Annotated in this window: 21 protein-coding genes and 1 pseudogene; 19 read left to right on the forward strand and 3 right to left on the reverse strand. The window is 30.5% G+C overall.

The window, feature by feature from the left end; genetic code table 11:
- Window positions 1-181: 181 nt before the first annotated feature.
- A complete protein-coding gene (locus BLV84_RS04365; RefSeq protein WP_093240285.1) occupies window positions 182-1,654 on the forward strand; it encodes a T9SS type A sorting domain-containing protein in 1,473 nt (490 codons plus the stop codon).
- 82 nt (window positions 1,655-1,736) lie between these two features.
- On the opposite strand, the gene BLV84_RS04370 is transcribed toward BLV84_RS04365, so the two are convergent.
- Window positions 1,737-2,795: a transporter substrate-binding domain-containing protein gene (locus BLV84_RS04370; protein ID WP_093240289.1), complete on the reverse strand. Its 1,059-nt coding sequence runs from the start codon at window positions 2,793-2,795 to the stop codon at window positions 1,737-1,739.
- A 180-nt stretch (window positions 2,796-2,975) separates the two neighbouring features.
- On the opposite strand from BLV84_RS04370, the gene BLV84_RS04375 reads away from it, so the two are divergent.
- The 7 genes and pseudogenes from BLV84_RS04375 to BLV84_RS04405 all read left to right on the forward strand — a co-directional run bounded on the left by BLV84_RS04375 (window position 2,976) and on the right by BLV84_RS04405 (window position 7,951).
- Entirely contained in the window at window positions 2,976-3,683 is a 708-nt protein-coding gene (locus BLV84_RS04375) for a ZIP family metal transporter (protein ID WP_093240292.1), read from the forward strand.
- A 266-nt stretch (window positions 3,684-3,949) separates the two neighbouring features.
- On the forward strand, window positions 3,950-4,420 hold the full coding sequence (locus tag BLV84_RS04380; protein WP_093240296.1) for a hypothetical protein: 471 nt from the start codon (window positions 3,950-3,952) through the stop codon (window positions 4,418-4,420).
- A 182-nt stretch (window positions 4,421-4,602) separates the two neighbouring features.
- A complete protein-coding gene (locus BLV84_RS04385) occupies window positions 4,603-5,181 on the forward strand; it encodes a hypothetical protein (RefSeq protein ID WP_093240300.1) in 579 nt (192 codons plus the stop codon).
- A gap of 126 nt (window positions 5,182-5,307) precedes the next feature.
- Window positions 5,308-6,594, forward strand: coding sequence for a DUF2254 domain-containing protein (locus tag BLV84_RS04390; protein WP_093240305.1), 1,287 nt, complete (start codon window positions 5,308-5,310; stop codon window positions 6,592-6,594).
- Between the two features lie 60 nt (window positions 6,595-6,654).
- Window positions 6,655-6,873, forward strand: a pseudogene (locus BLV84_RS12680) (carbonic anhydrase); the annotation flags it as partial.
- 218 nt (window positions 6,874-7,091) lie between these two features.
- Entirely contained in the window at window positions 7,092-7,283 is a 192-nt protein-coding gene (locus BLV84_RS04400; RefSeq protein WP_093240315.1) for a cold-shock protein, read from the forward strand.
- A gap of 377 nt (window positions 7,284-7,660) precedes the next feature.
- On the forward strand, window positions 7,661-7,951 hold the full coding sequence (locus tag BLV84_RS04405; protein ID WP_143521319.1) for a hypothetical protein: 291 nt from the start codon (window positions 7,661-7,663) through the stop codon (window positions 7,949-7,951).
- A 9-nt stretch (window positions 7,952-7,960) separates the two neighbouring features.
- Here BLV84_RS04405 and BLV84_RS04410 read toward each other — a convergent pair whose 3' ends face one another.
- Both BLV84_RS04410 and BLV84_RS04415 read right to left on the reverse strand, forming a co-directional pair.
- Window positions 7,961-9,793 carry a BamA/TamA family outer membrane protein gene (locus tag BLV84_RS04410; protein ID WP_093240323.1) on the reverse strand — a complete coding sequence of 611 codons (1,833 nt, stop codon included), beginning with the start codon at window positions 9,791-9,793 and terminating at the stop codon, window positions 7,961-7,963.
- Window positions 9,790-11,181, reverse strand: a complete 1,392-nt coding sequence (locus BLV84_RS04415; protein ID WP_093240325.1) for a hypothetical protein — start codon at window positions 11,179-11,181, stop codon at window positions 9,790-9,792. Before BLV84_RS04415 ends, BLV84_RS04410 begins: the two co-directional genes overlap by 4 nt.
- Window positions 11,182-11,889: 708 nt before the next feature.
- On the opposite strand from BLV84_RS04415, the gene BLV84_RS04425 reads away from it, so the two are divergent.
- The 11 genes from BLV84_RS04425 (at window position 11,890) to BLV84_RS04475 (ending at window position 19,181) form a co-directional block, all read left to right on the forward strand.
- Window positions 11,890-12,312, forward strand: coding sequence for a hypothetical protein (locus tag BLV84_RS04425; protein ID WP_093240330.1), 423 nt, complete (start codon window positions 11,890-11,892; stop codon window positions 12,310-12,312).
- Between the two features lie 89 nt (window positions 12,313-12,401).
- Entirely contained in the window at window positions 12,402-12,608 is a 207-nt protein-coding gene (locus tag BLV84_RS04430) for a putative signal transducing protein (protein ID WP_093240332.1), read from the forward strand.
- A 39-nt stretch (window positions 12,609-12,647) separates the two neighbouring features.
- Window positions 12,648-13,730 carry a CaiB/BaiF CoA transferase family protein gene (locus tag BLV84_RS04435; protein ID WP_093240335.1) on the forward strand — a complete coding sequence of 361 codons (1,083 nt, stop codon included), beginning with the start codon at window positions 12,648-12,650 and terminating at the stop codon, window positions 13,728-13,730.
- A gap of 131 nt (window positions 13,731-13,861) precedes the next feature.
- Window positions 13,862-14,296 carry a hemerythrin domain-containing protein gene (locus BLV84_RS04440; protein WP_093240338.1) on the forward strand — a complete coding sequence of 145 codons (435 nt, stop codon included), beginning with the start codon at window positions 13,862-13,864 and terminating at the stop codon, window positions 14,294-14,296.
- Between the two features lie 151 nt (window positions 14,297-14,447).
- The gene (locus BLV84_RS04445) at window positions 14,448-15,299 is read left to right on the forward strand and encodes a hypothetical protein (RefSeq protein WP_143521320.1); all 852 of its coding nucleotides are present in this window, start codon (window positions 14,448-14,450) and stop codon (window positions 15,297-15,299) included.
- A 79-nt stretch (window positions 15,300-15,378) separates the two neighbouring features.
- Window positions 15,379-16,017 (forward strand): hypothetical protein, encoded by a 639-nt coding sequence (locus tag BLV84_RS04450; RefSeq protein WP_093240343.1) that lies wholly within the window; start codon window positions 15,379-15,381, stop codon window positions 16,015-16,017.
- A gap of 12 nt (window positions 16,018-16,029) precedes the next feature.
- Window positions 16,030-16,605 carry a hypothetical protein gene (locus tag BLV84_RS04455; RefSeq protein ID WP_093240347.1) on the forward strand — a complete coding sequence of 192 codons (576 nt, stop codon included), beginning with the start codon at window positions 16,030-16,032 and terminating at the stop codon, window positions 16,603-16,605.
- Window positions 16,606-16,647: 42 nt separating this feature from the next.
- A complete protein-coding gene (locus BLV84_RS04460) occupies window positions 16,648-17,226 on the forward strand; it encodes a hypothetical protein (RefSeq protein WP_143521321.1) in 579 nt (192 codons plus the stop codon).
- Between the two features lie 104 nt (window positions 17,227-17,330).
- Complete coding sequence (locus BLV84_RS04465; protein ID WP_093240356.1) at window positions 17,331-17,951, forward strand: porin family protein; 621 nt, start codon at window positions 17,331-17,333, stop codon at window positions 17,949-17,951.
- A 64-nt stretch (window positions 17,952-18,015) separates the two neighbouring features.
- Window positions 18,016-18,615 (forward strand): hypothetical protein, encoded by a 600-nt coding sequence (locus BLV84_RS04470; RefSeq protein ID WP_093240361.1) that lies wholly within the window; start codon window positions 18,016-18,018, stop codon window positions 18,613-18,615.
- The gene (locus tag BLV84_RS04475) at window positions 18,612-19,181 is read left to right on the forward strand and encodes a hypothetical protein (protein ID WP_093240367.1); all 570 of its coding nucleotides are present in this window, start codon (window positions 18,612-18,614) and stop codon (window positions 19,179-19,181) included. The genes BLV84_RS04470 and BLV84_RS04475 overlap by 4 nt, the downstream gene beginning before the upstream one ends.
- Window positions 19,182-19,425: the final 244 nt, after the last annotated feature.

Here is a 19,425-nt window from a genome sequence, read left to right on the forward strand (position 1 = left end):
AAATTGTTGAGTTGTATCATAAACCATATTCTTTCAGTGTAAATTTAACTTTATTTCTTAAAATAAATTATTAGATTAAAATTACATATATATCGAACATGATAAATTTCTTAAAAATTAGATAAAGATTGGTTTTTGTATCTTTACAATCAATAAAAAATTAACCCTAAAAGTAATATCCATGAAAAAAATTACATTTTTTATTTTTAGTATTCTTCTGAGTACACTAAGCTACGCTCAACTGGTGACACCAGGGACGGGCGTCTATTACAACTTATCTGAGTTATCAGATCTCGACCCTAGCATTTTAAGCTTTGATGGAACCAAATATACTTTAAGCGATGATTTAACCATTGCCGGCGATGATGGCTTGATCATTAATACGACAGACACTCTTTTTGTCGATGCTGACAAAAGAATTACTGTTGAAGGTCAATTCATTATTGATATTCCAGATAATGAATCAAAGTTTGTTTTGAGAGCGACTGACACATTGAATCCTTTTGATGGTGTGCGTTACCAAGATCTTTCAGCTGGTTTGTTTAATAATGTTGAAATCACTTATAGTGGTGGTTTAAAAGTGATTACAAGTGATTTTGTTATTAAAAATAGCTATTTAGCTTATAATGTTTCTGGTGCAGCAACCGGCTCGACAATTTCATTATCAAATGGTTCACCTTTAATTCAAAATAATGTTTTTTATAAAAATGACTTGCCTGCTGTAGGTTCGGGTGCAAATCAAGAAGTGTCTGCTCATATTATAAATAATTTAATAGAAAAAAACACGCAATCAAACCAAAACAGACCTCAGCTCAATATGGGACCAACTGGTTCAGATACTTTAAAAATTAAAGGTAATACAATTATTGGTGATCCTGCGGTAACGAAAGCAGGTGGTATTTCTGTTTCAAACTTTTTGGGTTATAATATCATTACAGAAATTGAAGATAACGTCATTCAAAATAACAGATACGGGATTACAGTTGCTGGCGGAAATGCTTACGCGATGATAAAAGGAAATATTATTGAAAACAATAATACACAAAACAATCCTGCAATTGGAGGTAGTGGAATCTCGGTAAATAGCTCTAGTGACACGCAAACAATTATCGCTAGAGAAAATGAAATCAGAGGTAACTTATGGGGAATTACGGTCATTAATCAAGCCTCAATTGACTTGGGAACTTCAGCAGACTTAGGTTACAATAGATTTTCCAATAATGGGAATAATGGAGTGACTTATGCTTTGTATAACAACACTAATATCGATTTAAACGCAATGGGTAATTGCTGGATTGAGAGTAATGAAAGTGCAACTGCAACTGAAATTGAAGATGTTATTTTTCATGAAAATGATGACACTTCTTTAGGCCTTGTTGATTTTTCTGAATGGACTTGTGTTACGTTAGGAACTGAAACGCCTAAAATAAGTCAAATCAATATTTACCCAAATCCTGCTAAAAATTATATTCAATTAAATAATAAAAATGGATTTGAAACCCTGAAATTTTATAACATCAATGGGCAATTAATGAAAGAGGTTAAGTTGAGTGAAAATAAAAATACAATTGATTTTTCTTTACCTCAAGGCTTATATTTCTTGAAATTTAGCAGTGATCAGCATGAAATAACTGAAAAGCTAATTGTTAGATAAATTGTTTTAAAAACAGATTTAAACCAAAAAATGCCGAATCAAAATTGATTCGGCATTTTTCATTTCATGATAAATAATATGTTTAAAGAGACTCTGTCAATCGATTCCATTCCATAGATTTTAGAACAGAAATCAATTCAGGATTAATTTTTTCAATGAGCTGAGAACCTTTAGGAAAACTATAGCTAAAGTAATCTTTCTTTAATGAATTTTCCAAAACCATTAAATCATCTGAAAGATCTTGCTTCTCTACTTCATATTGTAAAATAGGTTTATCGTAAATAAAAAGTTGAAAATCTTCATCAGCTAATTTCTTAATACCTTCCTCTCCATTTTCAACAATTTGATATTTGATACCATAAAGATCCAAAAGTTCTTGCGAGCTTGAATTTTCAACAGTTGCAACACTAAATCGACTTAAATCATTTATTGAAGAAATATCGTCGTTGATTGATTGCACTGTTAAAGCCGAAGCGATACCAGCGGTTAGACTCGATAAAATAATCACAGCCATAAACATCCAAATTAGACCAATAATACGGCCGCCTAAACTTTGAGGAGACTTATCGCCATAACCAACAGTTGTCATGGTTACTGCACTCCACCAAAAGCCATCAAAAAGACCTTTTTTACCACCAAACTCCTCAGTATTTTTTCTTCTCTCGAAAATCCAAACTAGAAATCCAAAAATAAAAATGACTGCTAATAAACCGAGAAGTGCTGAAATAAACTTCCAGCTCCATAAATTTTTAATAACAGACCAAACTACAGATTCACTCTGTTTTGCAATGGCAGTATTTGAAATAAAATAGGGTTGAGAAAAATCTAACCTTTCCATTCGATTATCTGTGACTGTCACTGGATTGATACTGAAATCAACCTCACCTTTTTCTACAGCATCTAGCATCTCACCTAAGTTTTCATAAGACTTGTATTCATATTCCCAGTTCAGCTCATCATTAATTAACTCCCAAGATTTGACGCTTAATCCCTGAAGTTCGCTTCCTGTTTCATCAATAAAAGGCGGTGTATGCGTCACACCGATGGTTAGAGTTTGATTAACAGCGTTTTGAAGTGAATCTGTCTGTGCAAAAGAAAAATAACTTAATAATATAAATAGTAATGTGTAAATCTTTGACATAAATTTTTTTTAGAAAAGTATTAAAAATAACATTTAGGATTATGTTAAATCTAAATTTAGTTAAATTTTATGATTTAAAAAATTCTAATTTGTGCTTCTAACTTATCTAAACAGAATTAAAAAGACTAAGCTTAACTAGCTATTTTTTTAAATAAAAGAAGTCAAAAAAATTAGATAATTATGATAACAGAACTCATTCTTTATTCAGGTTTTGCAGGAATCACTGTCATTTGTGGTGGTTTATTAGCAAACTTATTTAATCATCATGTAAAAGATAGCCCCGTTAAATATGAAGTGATTCATGGCTTAATGTCTTTTGGCGCTGGCATTATTTTATCAGCTTTAGCTTTGGTCTTGATTCCAAAAGGAATGGAAGAACTAGAGCTCTTCCCTATCATTATTTCATTTTCAGCAGGAGCAATTATTTTTTTATTAATCGATCAAAATTTAGATAAAAAAGGCGGGCAAACAGCAACTTTATTAGCTATGATGATGGATTTTGTTCCAGAATCTATTGCATTGGGAGCAGTTTTTGCCGTCGATCCAAATACAGCAACATTGCTTGCGGTTTTCATAGGTTTACAAAATTTACCCGAAGCCTTTAACTCATATAGAGATTTAACCTTGAGTGGCTTTACAATTAAAAAAACACTATTAATTCTTTTGGGTTTAAGTTTTTTTGGAATTATCGCTGCGCTTATTGGTCATTTTTATTTCAGTAAGTCTCCTAAATTAACAGCTCATCTTATGACGTTTGCCAGTGGAGGAATTCTTTACTTACTCATCAGAGATATTATTCCTGAAAGTAAATTAGAAAATAAGTTTTTGCCTTCACTCGGTGCTTGTTTGGGTTTTTTGATTGGTATTATAGGAGAGAAATTAATTTAAAAGAGTGTAGAATTTTTTAAACCTTAAAAAAAACATTATCTTAATTGTCTATTATTTTAAATAACTGATGTGAAAAATATCATTCAAAAGAAATGGGTGTTGAGTTTGTCTGTTTTACTGACATTCAGTTATCTTATGATGTTATTTATAAACCAACAAGAAATTGTTTTATCTGAAATCGGCTATTCTTTTATCGTTTTTTACTTTTTAGTTTGGTGTTTTAAAAAAACCAGTTTTCAACAAAAAATAACTTAAAAACATAAATCATGAAATATTTTAAAAAGTTACTCATTGTTTTTTTTAGCATAAGTTTGGTACTGAGTTGTTCACTTGAATCTGAATATGCTTTGCCTAACAATGAAAAGATAGCCCCTGAACTTCTAGGTAAGTGGACAGATCCAAATAACAAGAACGATGTCTTGATATTTACTAAAAAAAATAGAAAGATGTATCATGTTTCAATTAAGGTCAATGAAGAAAAGCCTGATGAGTTATCAGCCTTTATCAATAATATTGATGGTCATCTTATTCTGAATTTAATCGAAAAAACAAACGACAGAACAACCAATATATTTTATAAAATTTCTGTTCATCAAGATCAACTCACATATTATGAAGTGAATGACAAACTTTTAAAAAGTGAAATTCAATCTCAAAAAGACTTACTTCAATTTTTCCAAAATAATATTGATCATGAAGAGTTTTTTATAAACCCAACTATTCTTCACAAAGAATAAATTTAAACATCCATCAATTTCATTTTATGAAGTTCTAGATTGCAAACATTTATCGGGTTCATCCTTTAAATTAAAAAAACTTTGAGTTTTACTACTTGATTAAGGGTAACATTTTTAAAACTATATTGATATCTAAGTGAGAAGTTTACACGAACAATCATAATCTATTAAAACCTAATAAAATGAAACTCAAAAAAATCTTATTTCTATTCGCCTTAAGTGCAATAACTTTATCATGTGATAATGATGATGATGCCACAAATAACTTTTGTGATGATACTTATGTTGATGCAATTATCAACACGACATTTACGCCAGCTAACAACTATCAATTTATTGAAACCATGGATTTACAAACCCATGAGTACAAAATGAGAATAAATGCAAACGGAGAAATTTGTACAATAGGTTACAAAAATCCAGCTGTTTATACTGGAGATTACACCATGGAAGTGACTAATGAAACAACAAATGACTCTTATTCAGGCGTTCACTCTTTTTCACAAAAACAGATTGATTATCAAGCTATTACTCCTATTACAGTTAATACTGGTGATGTTATTTTAGTAAGAAGAACCATCAATAGTAACGCAAGTTTACCTGAAACAATCGGACAAATTTTTCAAAAAACAGATTTCTCTAATCCTTTTCCTGAAGTTCAAGGGAACATCGAATTTATTGAATCTAACTTTTACGGTTTAGGGGGGCCAGTTCCAAACTACGGAATGCCTTATATTGCCGTTGGATTCAAAGTGAATTAGTTTATATTTTTAGCGTATCCAAATACCAACTTTGTAAATTATTTTATTAAAAGTTGGTGTTTTTTTGATTTAAATTAAGTGATTAGTTATCTCAAAAAACCATAAATTGTAAGCTCAAGTATTTCTATGAAATCCATTTACAATAAGTTTCTGAGTTTTATTATCACAATTAAAGGTAAAATTGCTTTTTACCCAACTCTATTTGGTGTTGGAGGTTTTGCCTTTGCAATGCTGATGTTGTATTTAGAAAAAATCGGAGTTTCAGCTTACGTTTCTGCACGCGTCCCTCAATTAGTAATTGACAACGCTGATACAGCAAAAACACTGCTCAACATCTTGACTGCTGGTATTATATCTATCATGGTTTTCAGCTTTTCAATGGTCATGGTTTTACTTAATCAAGCTTCCAGTAATTACTCACCTCGTGTGTTACCTGATTTGATTTCAAATAAAAATCATCAATATGTTTTAGGTGCATATCTGGCCACAATTTTATACAACGTTTTTACTTTAGTTGGTATAGACCCAAAAGACACTGAAAAATATCAATTACCAGGTTTTTCTGTACTTATAGGAATAATTTTTACAGTTATTTGCTTGGGTTCTTTTTTGTATTTTATACATTCTATATCTCAATCTATTCAGGCGAATAATATTTTAGAAAGCATTTACAGAAAAGCCAATCAACGTTTAGATGTTTTAATAAATGAAGAGACCGATAAAACGCCATCTTTTCCTGATACTTCAGATTGGAAAACCTATCACAGTTCTAAAACTGGTTATTTTCAAAACATAGCAATCAATAATTTAGTAAATATCTGTCAAGAAAATGAGATACAAATTAAAATTCTCGTTGTACAAGGAGAATTTATACTGAAAGACATTCCGATCATAAAGGTTAGTCAACAAGTAGATGATGAGCTTGTCAAAAAAATTCTGTCAAATTTTAATTTTGCCAGAGGCGAATTTGTTGAAGATAATTACGTTCTCGCATTTAAGCAAATTACTGAAATCGGCATTAAAGCGATGTCGCCTGGCATTAACGATCCTGGCACAGCCATAAGCACAATTGATTATCTCACTGAATTATTAGCTAAAAGACTTCAGAAAAATGATCAAACTATAGTGACATCCGAAGATGATGAAGCTTTGATATTTGTAACAACTGTTAATTTTAAAGAACTGATTTATCAAGTTATGGTTTCTTACAGAACTTATTGTAAACATGATATGACATGTGTTCAAAAACTCTTCATTATGCTGAAGTATTTACTATTACAAGAAAAATATGTGGAAGATTATCACAAGACATTAAAAACTGAAGCTGAACTTCTTTATCATGATGCACAAAAAGCTATCGAAAATGAAAAAGATTTAGAACGCATTCATCAACTCTATGAATCATTGTCTTAACTCGTAATTATGAAATTAAAAAATCAAAATTGAGAAAAACAATAGACAGTTAATTATGGCTCGGCTGCTGCAGATTCGAAATTATTAATGGTTTTAGGTCACGAGAGTTGTAGAGCCGTAAAATCAGCAATACAACAAGTAGATGTTGGTAGTATCAATATGACTTCTTTATTAAACGAGATTGAGCCATCAATTGAAATGACTGAAGGTATTAGAGATGAAAAAACAAAGATTATTTTGTTGATGTTATCAAAAATTACGTTAAAAAACCATTGCTGACATAAAAGAAAAGAGCTCTATTATTAGTGGTTTAGAAAAAGATACTAAGATCAAAATAATAGGTGCGGTTTACGATTTAGACAATGGCAAAATTAATATTGTCAAAAATGATTAAAAAATCTCAATGCAATTAAAATCATATTTTTTAATAAAAAATTAGTTATTTCTCTTTTGATTCATTACTTTTCTACTTTAATTAATATTTTATAAACTTTATTATGAGTAACGGAACAGTAAAATTCTTCAATAATTCTAAAGGATTTGGATTTATTACCCCAGAAGATGGCAGCAAAGATGTATTTGTACATGCAAATGGTCTTATTGATGACATTGATGAAGGTGACAAAGTAAGCTACGATGTAGAAGAAGGAAGAAAAGGATTAAATGCAGTAAATGTCAAAGTTGTTTAATCACAATTGAAAACATATATTCAGGAAAAGCCTATTTTAATTAATAGGCTTTTTTTTTAGACTAAATTTATTAATTACTTAAATTATACTTCCAAAATCTAATAATGAAAAAAGCTAAAAACACTTTTAAAATTTATTTGACTTTTATAATCGTATCTGTCCTCGCCTACTCGTGTTGCGATGTATATAATTATCAAATAATGGAAAGCGGTCGTATCACTTCAAATGATTTTATGACAAATCGCATTTATTAAGAAGATGAAATCGGACTCATAAAAGGTGCATTTAGCATAGATGTTATTTATGAACTTTTAGTCACCGACACAAATTTTCAAATTAATTTATTGCCAACTGCTGTTGCGGAATCATGTTTTGGAATGAGAGATACTTACCGAAATGAATTGATCAAAGACAGCTTTAAAGTCACATCAAATAAAGCCTTTACCTACAATGGTCAACGCATTGAAAGTGGAACAAACCTAATTAATATTGATGATATATTCCACTTAGTTGCTGATGGTTATTCGTCAATTGTTTTTGGAGAAAAATTTATTGAAAATGCTAATTTCGCTCAAGATGTTTATCAATTCAATTTTGAAATCATGACGTTTGATGGAAAAAAATTAACAAACAACATCAAGCTTAAAATAGATATCGGATCTTATTAAAATTTCTTTCTAAAAACGTAAACCAAGTGAGAAATAAGGGTACCAACCTTCATCTGCGTAACCCATTTGGAAATTTAATAATAATGAATATGCTGGCGCAAAATAAATTCCGCCGCCAACACCATCATGCCATTTGTGTGATTGCTCACCATCAACCCAAACTCTACCAATGTCATAAAAACCTGTTAGGCCGAGTTGACCTTTAAAAAACAAGTTCCCAAAATCGGCAATTGCAAGTCGCATTTCAAGGTTGTTATAAACTGAATGCTCACCCGCAAATCTGTTTTGTCTGTACCCCAATAAATTTCCTTTACCTCCTAAATAAGCATGCTGATAAAAAGTAGGGTCACCAGCTGTTATTTCACCTCCAATTCGGTTTGACAGAACCAAAGTTTCACTCGCATTAAGATTTTTATGAAAAGAAAACTCGCCTTTAAACTTTAAATAATCTTTAGAATATGAATTAACTCCCTTCCAACCTGAAAGCTCCGAGTGTAAATAAATTCCTTTTGTTGGCAACAAATCGTCATTTCGCTTATCTATTTCATAATCAGCAACTAAGCCAATGTGATATTTATCTTGATCAATAATATCACGATCATAAGTGTAATTGATGACGCCATCTTCAATAAAGCGATCATTATTTTTATTAGGATTGTAGTGATAATATTGAAAAGCAGGACCAAAACTAAAGCTTCCACCCAGGTGAGTCTCCCATTTTAAAGATGTTTTCAGCTTATATAAATTATAGTTTGCTTTAAAATAATGATGGTTTTTATCATAAGCAACGGTGTTTCCAATCCCAAAAAAGTTATCCGTATTTTCAGGAGCTCTCACATCGGTATCTATTAAAAAGTTGGCTTTTCCAAACAAATCTATCCATTCAGCATTATATTGAATTCCATAAGCTTTAGTAGAAAATGCATAGCTCAGCATAAGCTTATGCATCGCTGTGTAAGGTTCTTTTCTGAAACCAGCTTGTTGAATAAACTTAACGCCGAGTCCAAATATCAGTCCATTATCCCTATTATAACCAGCAGTTGCAGCTGGAATCCAATCGTGATATAAATTGACAGGTTTAAATGCTGTATGTGTTGAATCTTTTGAGGTTTTGATTTTAAGTCTATTGGTTAAACCTTCATAATTTTCGGTTTCGTAATCATAAATACGGACTTTCTTTTTACTGTTTTTGACAACATAAGATTTATGGCGATCATCTTTTGATTCACCTCCAATAATTCTAAGTTTGATAGTCGAATTTTTGTTATCAATCACCACACTATCTCTGTCACCTTCTAAATAAAGTCTGATTTCTTTAGTTGTTGACTTTGGATAAGTTTTAGACATTAGCTGATGTCTAATCTTACCATGTTTGTTGATTTTTCGCATTTCAACATGAAGCGCATCTCTCTCGTCCAGACTTTTTATAGAAACAAATTCTTTGCTATTTGTTCCACGTATATCAACAATTCTGTTACTAAAATTATAATAAGTATCCATTGCTTCGGAAAGTTGATCACGGCGTATTTTTAGATCTTGAAACGTTTTCTCTTGTAGTTCTGCGTCTAATTCTTTTGGCATCGCATTAACTGCAGCTGTCAATACTGAGTCAGTGACTGATTTTTGTACCTCTTCAACAATATTTTTATAATGCTCATAATTCATTTGATTAGAAGGATGAGCGTTTAAGAAATCTGATTTATATAAATACTGATTAATTTGTCCTTTCAGATTTCCTTTAAAACCATAAACATGAGGTTTTAGAAAGAAATATTTCCCAAAACTGACCAACAAACCATGCGTGACATTCATTGCCATATCGCGATCTCTAGGGACAATCAAATAGTCTTTATGTTTTTATCTCCGCTTCTATCGTGAAAACGCCATTGATCATAATGGCGATCCCAATCACCAATAATCAAATCAACTAAGCGTGCTTTCAGAAAATTATCAGCATCAAAAGTATTGTCATTATCATGCACAAGTTTATCAAGTCCTTTAGTATAATTGTCAGTTGGACGAAGCGGCTCCCACTGCTCAAATAAATTAACTTCACCCGCAAAAAGTTCTTGATAAATACCAAGTTCTTTGTCTGGTGCCACATAACCAATCACAGGATTTGTGTGCGGAACGCCAGCCGCTTCAGCGATTGGAGGCACTGCTAAAGCTGAATATGGATGTTGAGAACTATAAAAGTCTGAAACAATATCACGTGTGAAAGGACTGTAAAATCTCTCAGGAATAACGCGATCTGGTGTTTTTTCAACACTACGCAAAACATATTGAACGCCAGTAGAATCTTTTAATCTCAAAGATTTAGTTTGATGTCCACCACCTACTTTTCTGACTTTTAATCCGCTATTAAGTTCTGAAATTTGTAACACAGGTAATTTAACTGGTTCAGCCCATGCATCACGATAATTTTCGCCAACTAAAGCGCGCCAAAGCTTGTCCTTTTTAATATATTTTGGTTGTATCGACGTAATGATGCTATCCTTTTTTAAAGGTTTATAAACAGGACTCTCCCACTCTTTAAAATCTTTATAAGATTTTTTAAAATGATAAACTTCACTAATTTCATCATTATTAAAAGCATAAAATTTGAATTGCAAACTTTTGTCAGTCATCCAATCTGCAACCACATAACCTGGTGTTGAAGAACTAAATTTGCTATAAACTCCGTTTGTAACATAAGCGGGTTTTTGACCAATGCCAGTTACAATTTGATGTGAAATATAGTTTTCTGGATGATTGATATGTTGCAAACCATTTTCATGTGATGATACCTGAATCACATTAGGAAAACCTCTAAAAACTTTAGAAATCATGCGTTTCATTTCTTGATACCATGGATGATCTAAATCTTCACGATTAGGAAAAGCTTTTTTTGATAAAGGATATAAACTCCCAACTCCTGGAAGTGGTAAATAAAAATTTGGATGTAAAGCTGTTAAAGGGAAAACATGGTCCTTCCAAGAAAATTTCCCTCCAAAATTTCCATAACTTTCAAAAGGATGATGCGTCACTACCAAAATGGTTTTATCCATATTGTCGACTAATTTTTCCCTTAAAGCATTTTCTATATCTTTCGTATTAAGATTATTGCAATTTCCATCTCCAGAGTTTTTAACAAATTGGTGTAACCACCATTGGCTATCTAAACTCAGCATCACTAGATCATCAGAAATATTCGTGACACTTGGCCCTGGACAAGCATTTGCCGGCAACATTTTTAAAAGTGGATCATTTTGCGCTGCAATGATAGCCGATTGTTCTTTGAGTTTTTCAAAACCTTTGACACCAGCATTATCCCAATCGCGTTGACCAGGAAGGAAAAAACTTCAGCGTCATGATCTCGCATAGGTTGGTATTGAGACTCTAAAATTGCTTTATGTTTTTCTTTCCGATCACTTTCTTTCAGTGACATTCCATCAGGATAAATATTGTTTCCTAAATAAACTGTTATAGATTGATTTGGAATAATTTGTTGAGCTGCATCAGAAATAATCGCAGATTGAATTTTTGACTTCTCACCTGCATTTCCTATAAAAATGATTCTTTTTTTGACAGAAACTTTCTGCTCTTGTGCTGATAAAACACAAGTGAAACTTAAAGAATATAAATAGAATATTATTTTTCATTCTTCATTAATTTTATCAACATCAAAAATTATATTTTAAAGCTTAGAAAGATGTTGATGATAAAGCTCTTTGAGAATAAAATTTAGCTTTTGTAAAAAAGATAAATCCAAACCAAAGAGTTTGCAAATATAGACAGATAAAAAGATAATACTGAGTTAGCCACTTCATAAACATAATGTAATTTCTCTAATCGATCATCTGTGAAAGTTTAGTAAAATAATCTTAAAAATTCATGTTTTTTAGACTAACTATAATGAGATTTAAATAGTTTTAAACTTGAATTATCATTTACTGAATATGCTACTCAACGTTTCTTACAACAGACCCAAAATAAAAGCAAAGATTGACGAAGAAGTCGGCCCTGCTTTTAGTTTTATGGAGCGTATTAAAATGAAAGGAATAGGTTCTGGCAAGTTATTTATCACCAGCACAAGTATTGAAATCCATAATTTACTCATCCTAGATAGTTACCTCAACACTTGTGGTATCGAGATAAGACCAAAAGGAATTATTGTGATTTTTAGATCTATTTTAGAAACTTACGCTCTCGTTATTCCTTATTATAAACTCAACTTATACAAAGGGAAAGCAGAGAAATACTCTATTTATCGTGATCATTACTTTATAAAAGTTAAAGCAAATATCCCGAGAATTCATAAGTTCATGAAAAAAGTTTCAAGCTATAAAGCTCAACATTTAGATTCTTTTAATCGTTCATGATTCAGAAAGAATAATCGCTGGAATTGTTTTATAAATTATACATCGAATTTTCATTTTTAAATTCGTAAATTATAAACAAATCAAAACTCATGTTAGAAAAAGTTTTTACAACGCAATCAAAGATCGAAGCTATGGGAATTAAGCACCTTCTCGAAGAGGAAGGTATTGAACTTCAGTATATTGATAAAACCGACAGATCTTACGCAGGTTTATTTGGTTATATCGAGATCCGAGTTGATGAATCAGATAAAGAAAAAGCTTCATCGCTGATAGATTCATACTTCGAGAAAGAGTAATTTAAAGAATGTATATTGAATCACATTTCCTTAAAAAACATGTATAAAAACTCATTATCAAATCTCAAAGTCATTGATTTATCAACTGTTTTGGCGGGTCCATCTGTAGGAACATTTTTTGCTGAACTTGGCGCAGATGTGACTAAAATTGAACATCCAATTCATCAAGATGTGACAAGGTCTTGGAAACTGACCTCAGAAAAACAAGATTCATCAATCAGTGCTTATTTCTCAAGCATTAATTATAAAAAGAAGTATTTATTTTTAGATTTTTCAAAAGAAAAAGACAGACAGGAATTATTTGAAATGGTAGAAGAAGCTGATGTTTTGTTGATGAATTTTAAAACTTCAAGTCAAGAAAAACTAAAAATCACTGATGAGGCTTTATTAAAAATTAATCCTGCAATCATTATCGGTAAAATTTCAGGCTATGGAGAAAAATCTTCTCGCGTGGCTTATGATTTGATTTTACAAGCTGATACTGGTTTCATGTCGATGAATGGAACGCCAGAAAGTGGCCCGGTAAAAATGCCAGTGGCTTTGATTGATGTCATGGCGGCCCATCAATTAAAGGAAGGCATTTTGTTAGCTTTATTAAATCAATCACAGCAAGATCAAAAAACAGGACAAGTCATTAATGTCTCGCTTTACGATGCTGCAATTTCGGCTTTAACCAATCAAGCTTCGAATTATTTAATGCAAGCTTTTATTCCAAAACCTCAAGGCTCATTACATCCTAATATTGCTCCTTATGGTGAAATATTTCAGACAAAAGACAATCAGAGAATTATTTTTGCAATTGGAAGTAACTTGCATTTTAAAAAACTAGTTCATTATATAGGTTTATCTCACTTAGCTGAAGATGAAAGATTTTCTCATGTTCAGAATCGCATCAAAAACAGAACAGAATTAGAGCGCTTAATTCAATCTCAAGTTATTGAGAAAAACTCTGATGACATTTTAAAAGATATGGAAAAACGATCCGTTCCTTGTGCAATGATTAAAAACTTAGAGCAAGTTTTTCATTCAGAATCAGCTCAAAAAATGATTCGTGAGGAAGCTATTGAAAATAAAATTACTAAACGCGTAAGCCAAATTGCTTTTAAAATCACGGAAAACTAATATTTAAAACTCCAACCTTAGAATTGTTTTAAATTACTATATCAATCAATGATTATTACCATCAACTCTACCACATATCTATAGGTTTATTTAATTTTAATTATATCAATTAATTTTAAATATACAAGAATATGAATATTTTTGAAGCAATAAGAAAAGACCATGATATACAACGTGAACTTTGTAAACAAGTCACTACAACATCAGGCGATACAAGTGAAAGAAAGCAATATTGGAAAAATTTAAAACACGAATTACAAATCCATGCTAATGCTGAGGAGCGCGCTTTTTATTCGCCCTTAATCGATAACGACATGATGCAAGAACACGCCCGCCACGGCATTGCTGAGCATCATGAAATGGACGAACTCATCGAAAAAATTGATGATACAGATATGGATTCTCCGGCTTGGCTGACTTATGCCAAACAATTATGCGATAAGGTTGAGCATCATTTAGAAGATGAAGAACATAGCTTTTTTCAATTAGCAGGTAAAGTTTTTACGGAATCTCAAAAAACTGAACTCGCTCAAGAATATCAAAAAGAGATGAAAAAAAATCGATAATCTTTTATATAAATAGTGTAAAATGATTTGACATTTTAACGAATACGGAAAACATAATTAATCATCTAAATTAGATTTCAGTATGGTATAACTCTTGAAGATCATATTAATCATTCAACCTTAATTACAATAAAACATTAATTTGATTAATATGAGAAAGCTTGAGTTTCTACTCTTCATTATTTTTCCATTTATGGAAATGAATGCCTGTGATTGTGATGTTCCCAAGCCAATACTTGAATTTCAAAATTCAGAGTACGTTTTCGAAGGTGAAATTATCTCTAAAGTTTACACACAGGATTCATTGAGTTACACTATTACTTTTGATATCTCAAAACATTACAAAAATGGTGAAAAACCAAAAGAATTAAAATTTACTCTTAGATCTGAAGGGAAATACCTTGGTGTTTACACATCCTGCGATTGGTCTGTAAGTAAAAATCAAAAATGGTTGGTCTATGCTTACAAAGGGAAAAATCAATTAGGGTTCAGTAATATTTGCTCCAACTCTAAACCTATACATCACAGGTCGATACCAAAACGTGAACAAGAAATACTAAATCATGCAAACGATTTTGATATTAATAAATATACATTCACATTTTTAGATGGAGAATTTAGCTATGTTCAACCTCTAAAAAATATTGACTCTCTATTAAGGAAAATTAAAATAAAAGATTATGGAGAAGAATATCGAGAAAACAGAGTCGATGTAGTTGTTGATATTGACAAAAACGGAAATCTCATGTCAGCAAATTTTTTCTCTCAGAAACATGTAAAATCTGAGAATGAAGTAATCATTGATACAATTTTTAATTTGAATAAACCCCTAAATATTGAGTACAGAGAAGCTCAAACAGATTTTGAAAAAGATATTTTAAAAGTCGTTAAACTACTTAAAAAATGGGAAGTAACTTATCTCAAAAATACAGAAACACCTGTAAGAATGAGAAAGTTTATGCAGTTTCATAAAAAAACAGGAAACATTAAAGTTTATTATTAAAAAGATATTCTGTATTAATTTTAGGTTTTTAAAATAAGATTTATGGTAAATTGTTATATATTTCATAAAAATATCATAAATGAGATTTACTATTATTTTTATTCTTTTCACATGTATGTTGAATGCGCAAGAAAAAGCATTGGTTTATTACAATGAAAATGGGAAAAACATCACTCAAGATGAATTCAGAAAAGCTAAAAATGACAAAGAAAATTTGGATGTATATTTTGAAAACGATACATCTCAAATAGGTATTTTAGTCACAAGAAAAAGGTTTGGAAAACTCAACAAAAAAACTTTTAATCATTTAAAATCTTATCTCACAGAAATCAGTCAAAAAAAGATTGACCCAACTGAGAACCTTGTCATCAATTATTTGACATTATATCCAAGCAAAGATGAAGTAAGTAACTTCAGTAACTCCAAATCAAATTGGAATATTTTAGATAGAAATTACATCAAGAAACTTCATAAAATTGCAAATATCAATCAGTTTTTTATTCATACACCTGAAAACGATAATCTTGAATACTACAGAAATAAAAAGATCAATTGGATTAAAGATAAAAACAATTTGTTCAATAAATTGTTTTTTCCATATGAAATTCAGTACGGAAACTTCATTTTAATAAAGCCAAATGGAGAATACTTTTACTTTTTGGGTGAACATGGCAAACAAACTGTATGGAGTGAATCTGAAAAGTTTTTTAAATCTTAAGTTATTCCCTTTATGAAAAATATCATCAATTCACTTTTTTACTCCGTTATATTTATCTTTTTAGCTTCATGCTCCTCAAAAAAAGTAGTGCATGGAGACATGGAGATTAATGCAGCTTTTAATTCTGAATATGCAGAAAACATGATAGCTTATGAAGGTCAGCTTAGCAAAAATGAATTCCGAAGTCTAAAGAAAAAATTTGAAAAAGAATTAAATGTAGAAATTCCAAATGGTAAAACTATACACATCCATTACAGTCAAAAGGCACCAAATTGTCATCTGATGCAAATGGATAAGGAAAATTTTGAAGATGTTATTGGCAATATTATTAGAATCACTAATAATTTTACATCTCACAATGATGCGGTTAATCTTTTGATTTATCATAAAGACATGTTTTATAATGACATATTTGAGCGAAAAGCTGAGTATTATTTAGATACTGGTTTTTTCTATGACAATGTTTTTACAGACCATAAAGTCTGTCAAGCTTTTATGATCATTAAACCAAATGGAAAATTTTATAAAAGACACGGAGAACATCTTGAAGGCATAGCGATACGCATTATAGAAATGAAAGAAGATTAATAACTTCTAGTTTAATAAAATAATCAATTTTAATTAAAAAATATGAAAAAAATTACTTTAAGAATAATATATCTATTCACAATCATCATGATCGCTTCATGTTCTTCTACAAAAATAAAAGTTGACGGTAAAAAAGTTAATCCACTTTTCAATCATGATCTTAGAAAAAACATAAAACTCTATGAAGGAACCCTAAGCAAAAGTGAGTATGTGGCATTAATAGAAAAATTGCAAATCGAGTTACAAACTGAAATTCCACTTCATAAATCTATTCTCATTAATTATAATCAAAAATCATCTCACTGTCATGGTCTACATTTCGGAAAAGAAAGTTTTGAAGAGTCTGTTGACTTGTTAATTAAAACCACAAATCAAATAACATCAGATAATGATGCGCTTAATTTTTTAGTTTATGCTCAAGAAACTTTTTATAAAGATATTTATGAACGCAAGCCTGAATATCAGTTGGATTCTGGTTTTTTTCATAATTATGTTTTTACAGAACATAAACTTTGTCAAGCTTTTTTCATTATTAAACCCAACGGCAAATTTTATAGAGGCTACCAAGAATATTATGATCACCCCATAAAGTCTCTTCTAGAAAAAGATGAAAATTTATAAGATTACTCATCATTCTAAGTAGATTTTATCAAAATCAGATTCTTAATTATTTCTTAAAATAACATATATTTGGTGAAAATTTAAATCATAATCAAAATTTTCACATGAAAAAAACTTTACTAATTACCGCGCTTTCTTTAATCGGAATTTTCAGCTCTAACGCCCAAGACAAAGGTGACTTTGAATTAGGATTTGGCGTGGGATTAAACATCTCAAATGTTTCTACTATTGATAACCAAGACAACGCATCATCCTTAATTTCATTCAATGCAGGCGCATCTGGAGAATATTATTTTTCAGACAGATGGGGAGTCAAAGCAAAATTGATTTACGACAGAAAAGGTTGGTCTGACGGTTTCATCACTGATGAAAATATGATTAGTTTGACAACCGATTTTAAAGTAGATTATGTCACTCTTCCAATTATGGCAAACTGGCATTTTGGTAAAAACAGAAATTGGTACTTAAACTTTGGTCCTTATGTTGGTTTTTTAGTTAAAGCTGAAGATTCAGAATTAGGAATAGATTTTAAAGATGGGTTTAAAAGCAATGACTTTGGTTTAGCTTACGGTATTGGTTACAAGTTTGAAATTAATGAAAGTATCAAACTATATGTTGAATATGATGGACAAGCAGGTTTGACTGATATTTTTGAAGAAAATGAAGGAAGTACAATTAGAAACGGAAGAAGTAGTTTTAACGTTGGGCTTCTTTATTCATTATAATTAATTAAAACATTATTAAACTCTCTTTCATTTATTATGTAAGAGACTTTTTTAAATATCAGTTATGCATACAAAAATTATATTTTTCTCAATCTTAACATTAGTTTTTATTGTTAATAGTCAAGCTCAAAATCATTTTTTTGGAATTAAAGCAGGCTATACCAAATCAATGCCTTCAAAGCCAGATAATCAAGTTAACTTTGATGGTGATCAAATTACCATAGAAGAAGGCGTTAAACGGTTTAAAGGTCTTGATGGATTTCAGATTGGTATTTATGCCTTCATCGATGTTGGTTCAGATTTTCTACATCTTGATTTCACACCTCATTATAGTCGATATGGCTTTCAAGACAAAAAAGATTTCATTTATGATTATGTTGATTTCGATTTAGGTGTTTCTAATTATAATTCCGCAGTCCCTTCAAAATTAGTTTATGGTTTTGGGTTTACACCGTCTTTAATATTGAAATCTGAACAGATAGAAAACATCAATGATTTTGACTTAAAAGCTTATTTATCATTAGGTTACAGATTTTATAAAGATTTCGTTATATCAACCCAATTAAAATACGGTGTCCTTGAGATTGTACCCGAATCAAAAATAACAAACTTACAATTCAGCTTAAATTTAAATATTCCAATTATTAAAATTGAAAAAACATGAAAACAAAAATCTTCCTAATTTTACTCTTAACAGTATCATTATCATTCGGACAAAACGAAAGCATTACAGTAACTAAAAAGGATGGAACCATCTTGAAAGTTAAAAGATATTCGAGTAAAGCGAAATACTTAAAATTAGTTTTTGAAAATAAAGAAAATCTGAAATTACCTTATAATCAATTAGATAAGGTGGAATATGAGATTCAAAATAAAAAAGAAACACAAAAAATCACAAAGCAATATGTAAAAATAAGTGAGCGCAACGGCTCAATGATGAAGTTAATCGCTTCTGGAAAATGCAACTTATATGAAAGTTTATCATCAACTCATTATTATGGCTCTGTTGGCGGCTCTCCAGGCGCTGTAACATCTTACTATGCAATGAGAGAAAATGAACCAATAGCGACAAAACTAGGGAATAATAGTGTTATCAATTTTAAAGGGTTTAAATCCAAAGCCTTAGAGTATTTTCAAGATTGCCCCTTAACAGTGAAAAAAATCAAAAAGAAATTTAAACGAAAAAAAACAAAAGAGTTGGTTGAATTCTACAATGCTAATTGTTCCTAACTGTAAGAACAAAATATAAAAACAGTATTATTTTTTCAATCAATTATTGTTTATTTCAAAATGTTTAAAACTATTTTTCCATAATAATCGCCTTCAGGTTTTATGATCATAAAACCTGAAGGCGATTACTTTCTTAAAGTTGGGGGATATCAAAAATCTGAGATTCTCAAAACCTATAAAGAATTTTAATAAAAAGTTTATTCTCAATTGGAAAACTAAAAAAATCAAATTAATTGAGAATAAA

The organism is Psychroflexus halocasei (assembly GCF_900107595.1).
GTDB lineage: Bacteria > Bacteroidota > Bacteroidia > Flavobacteriales > Flavobacteriaceae > Psychroflexus > Psychroflexus halocasei.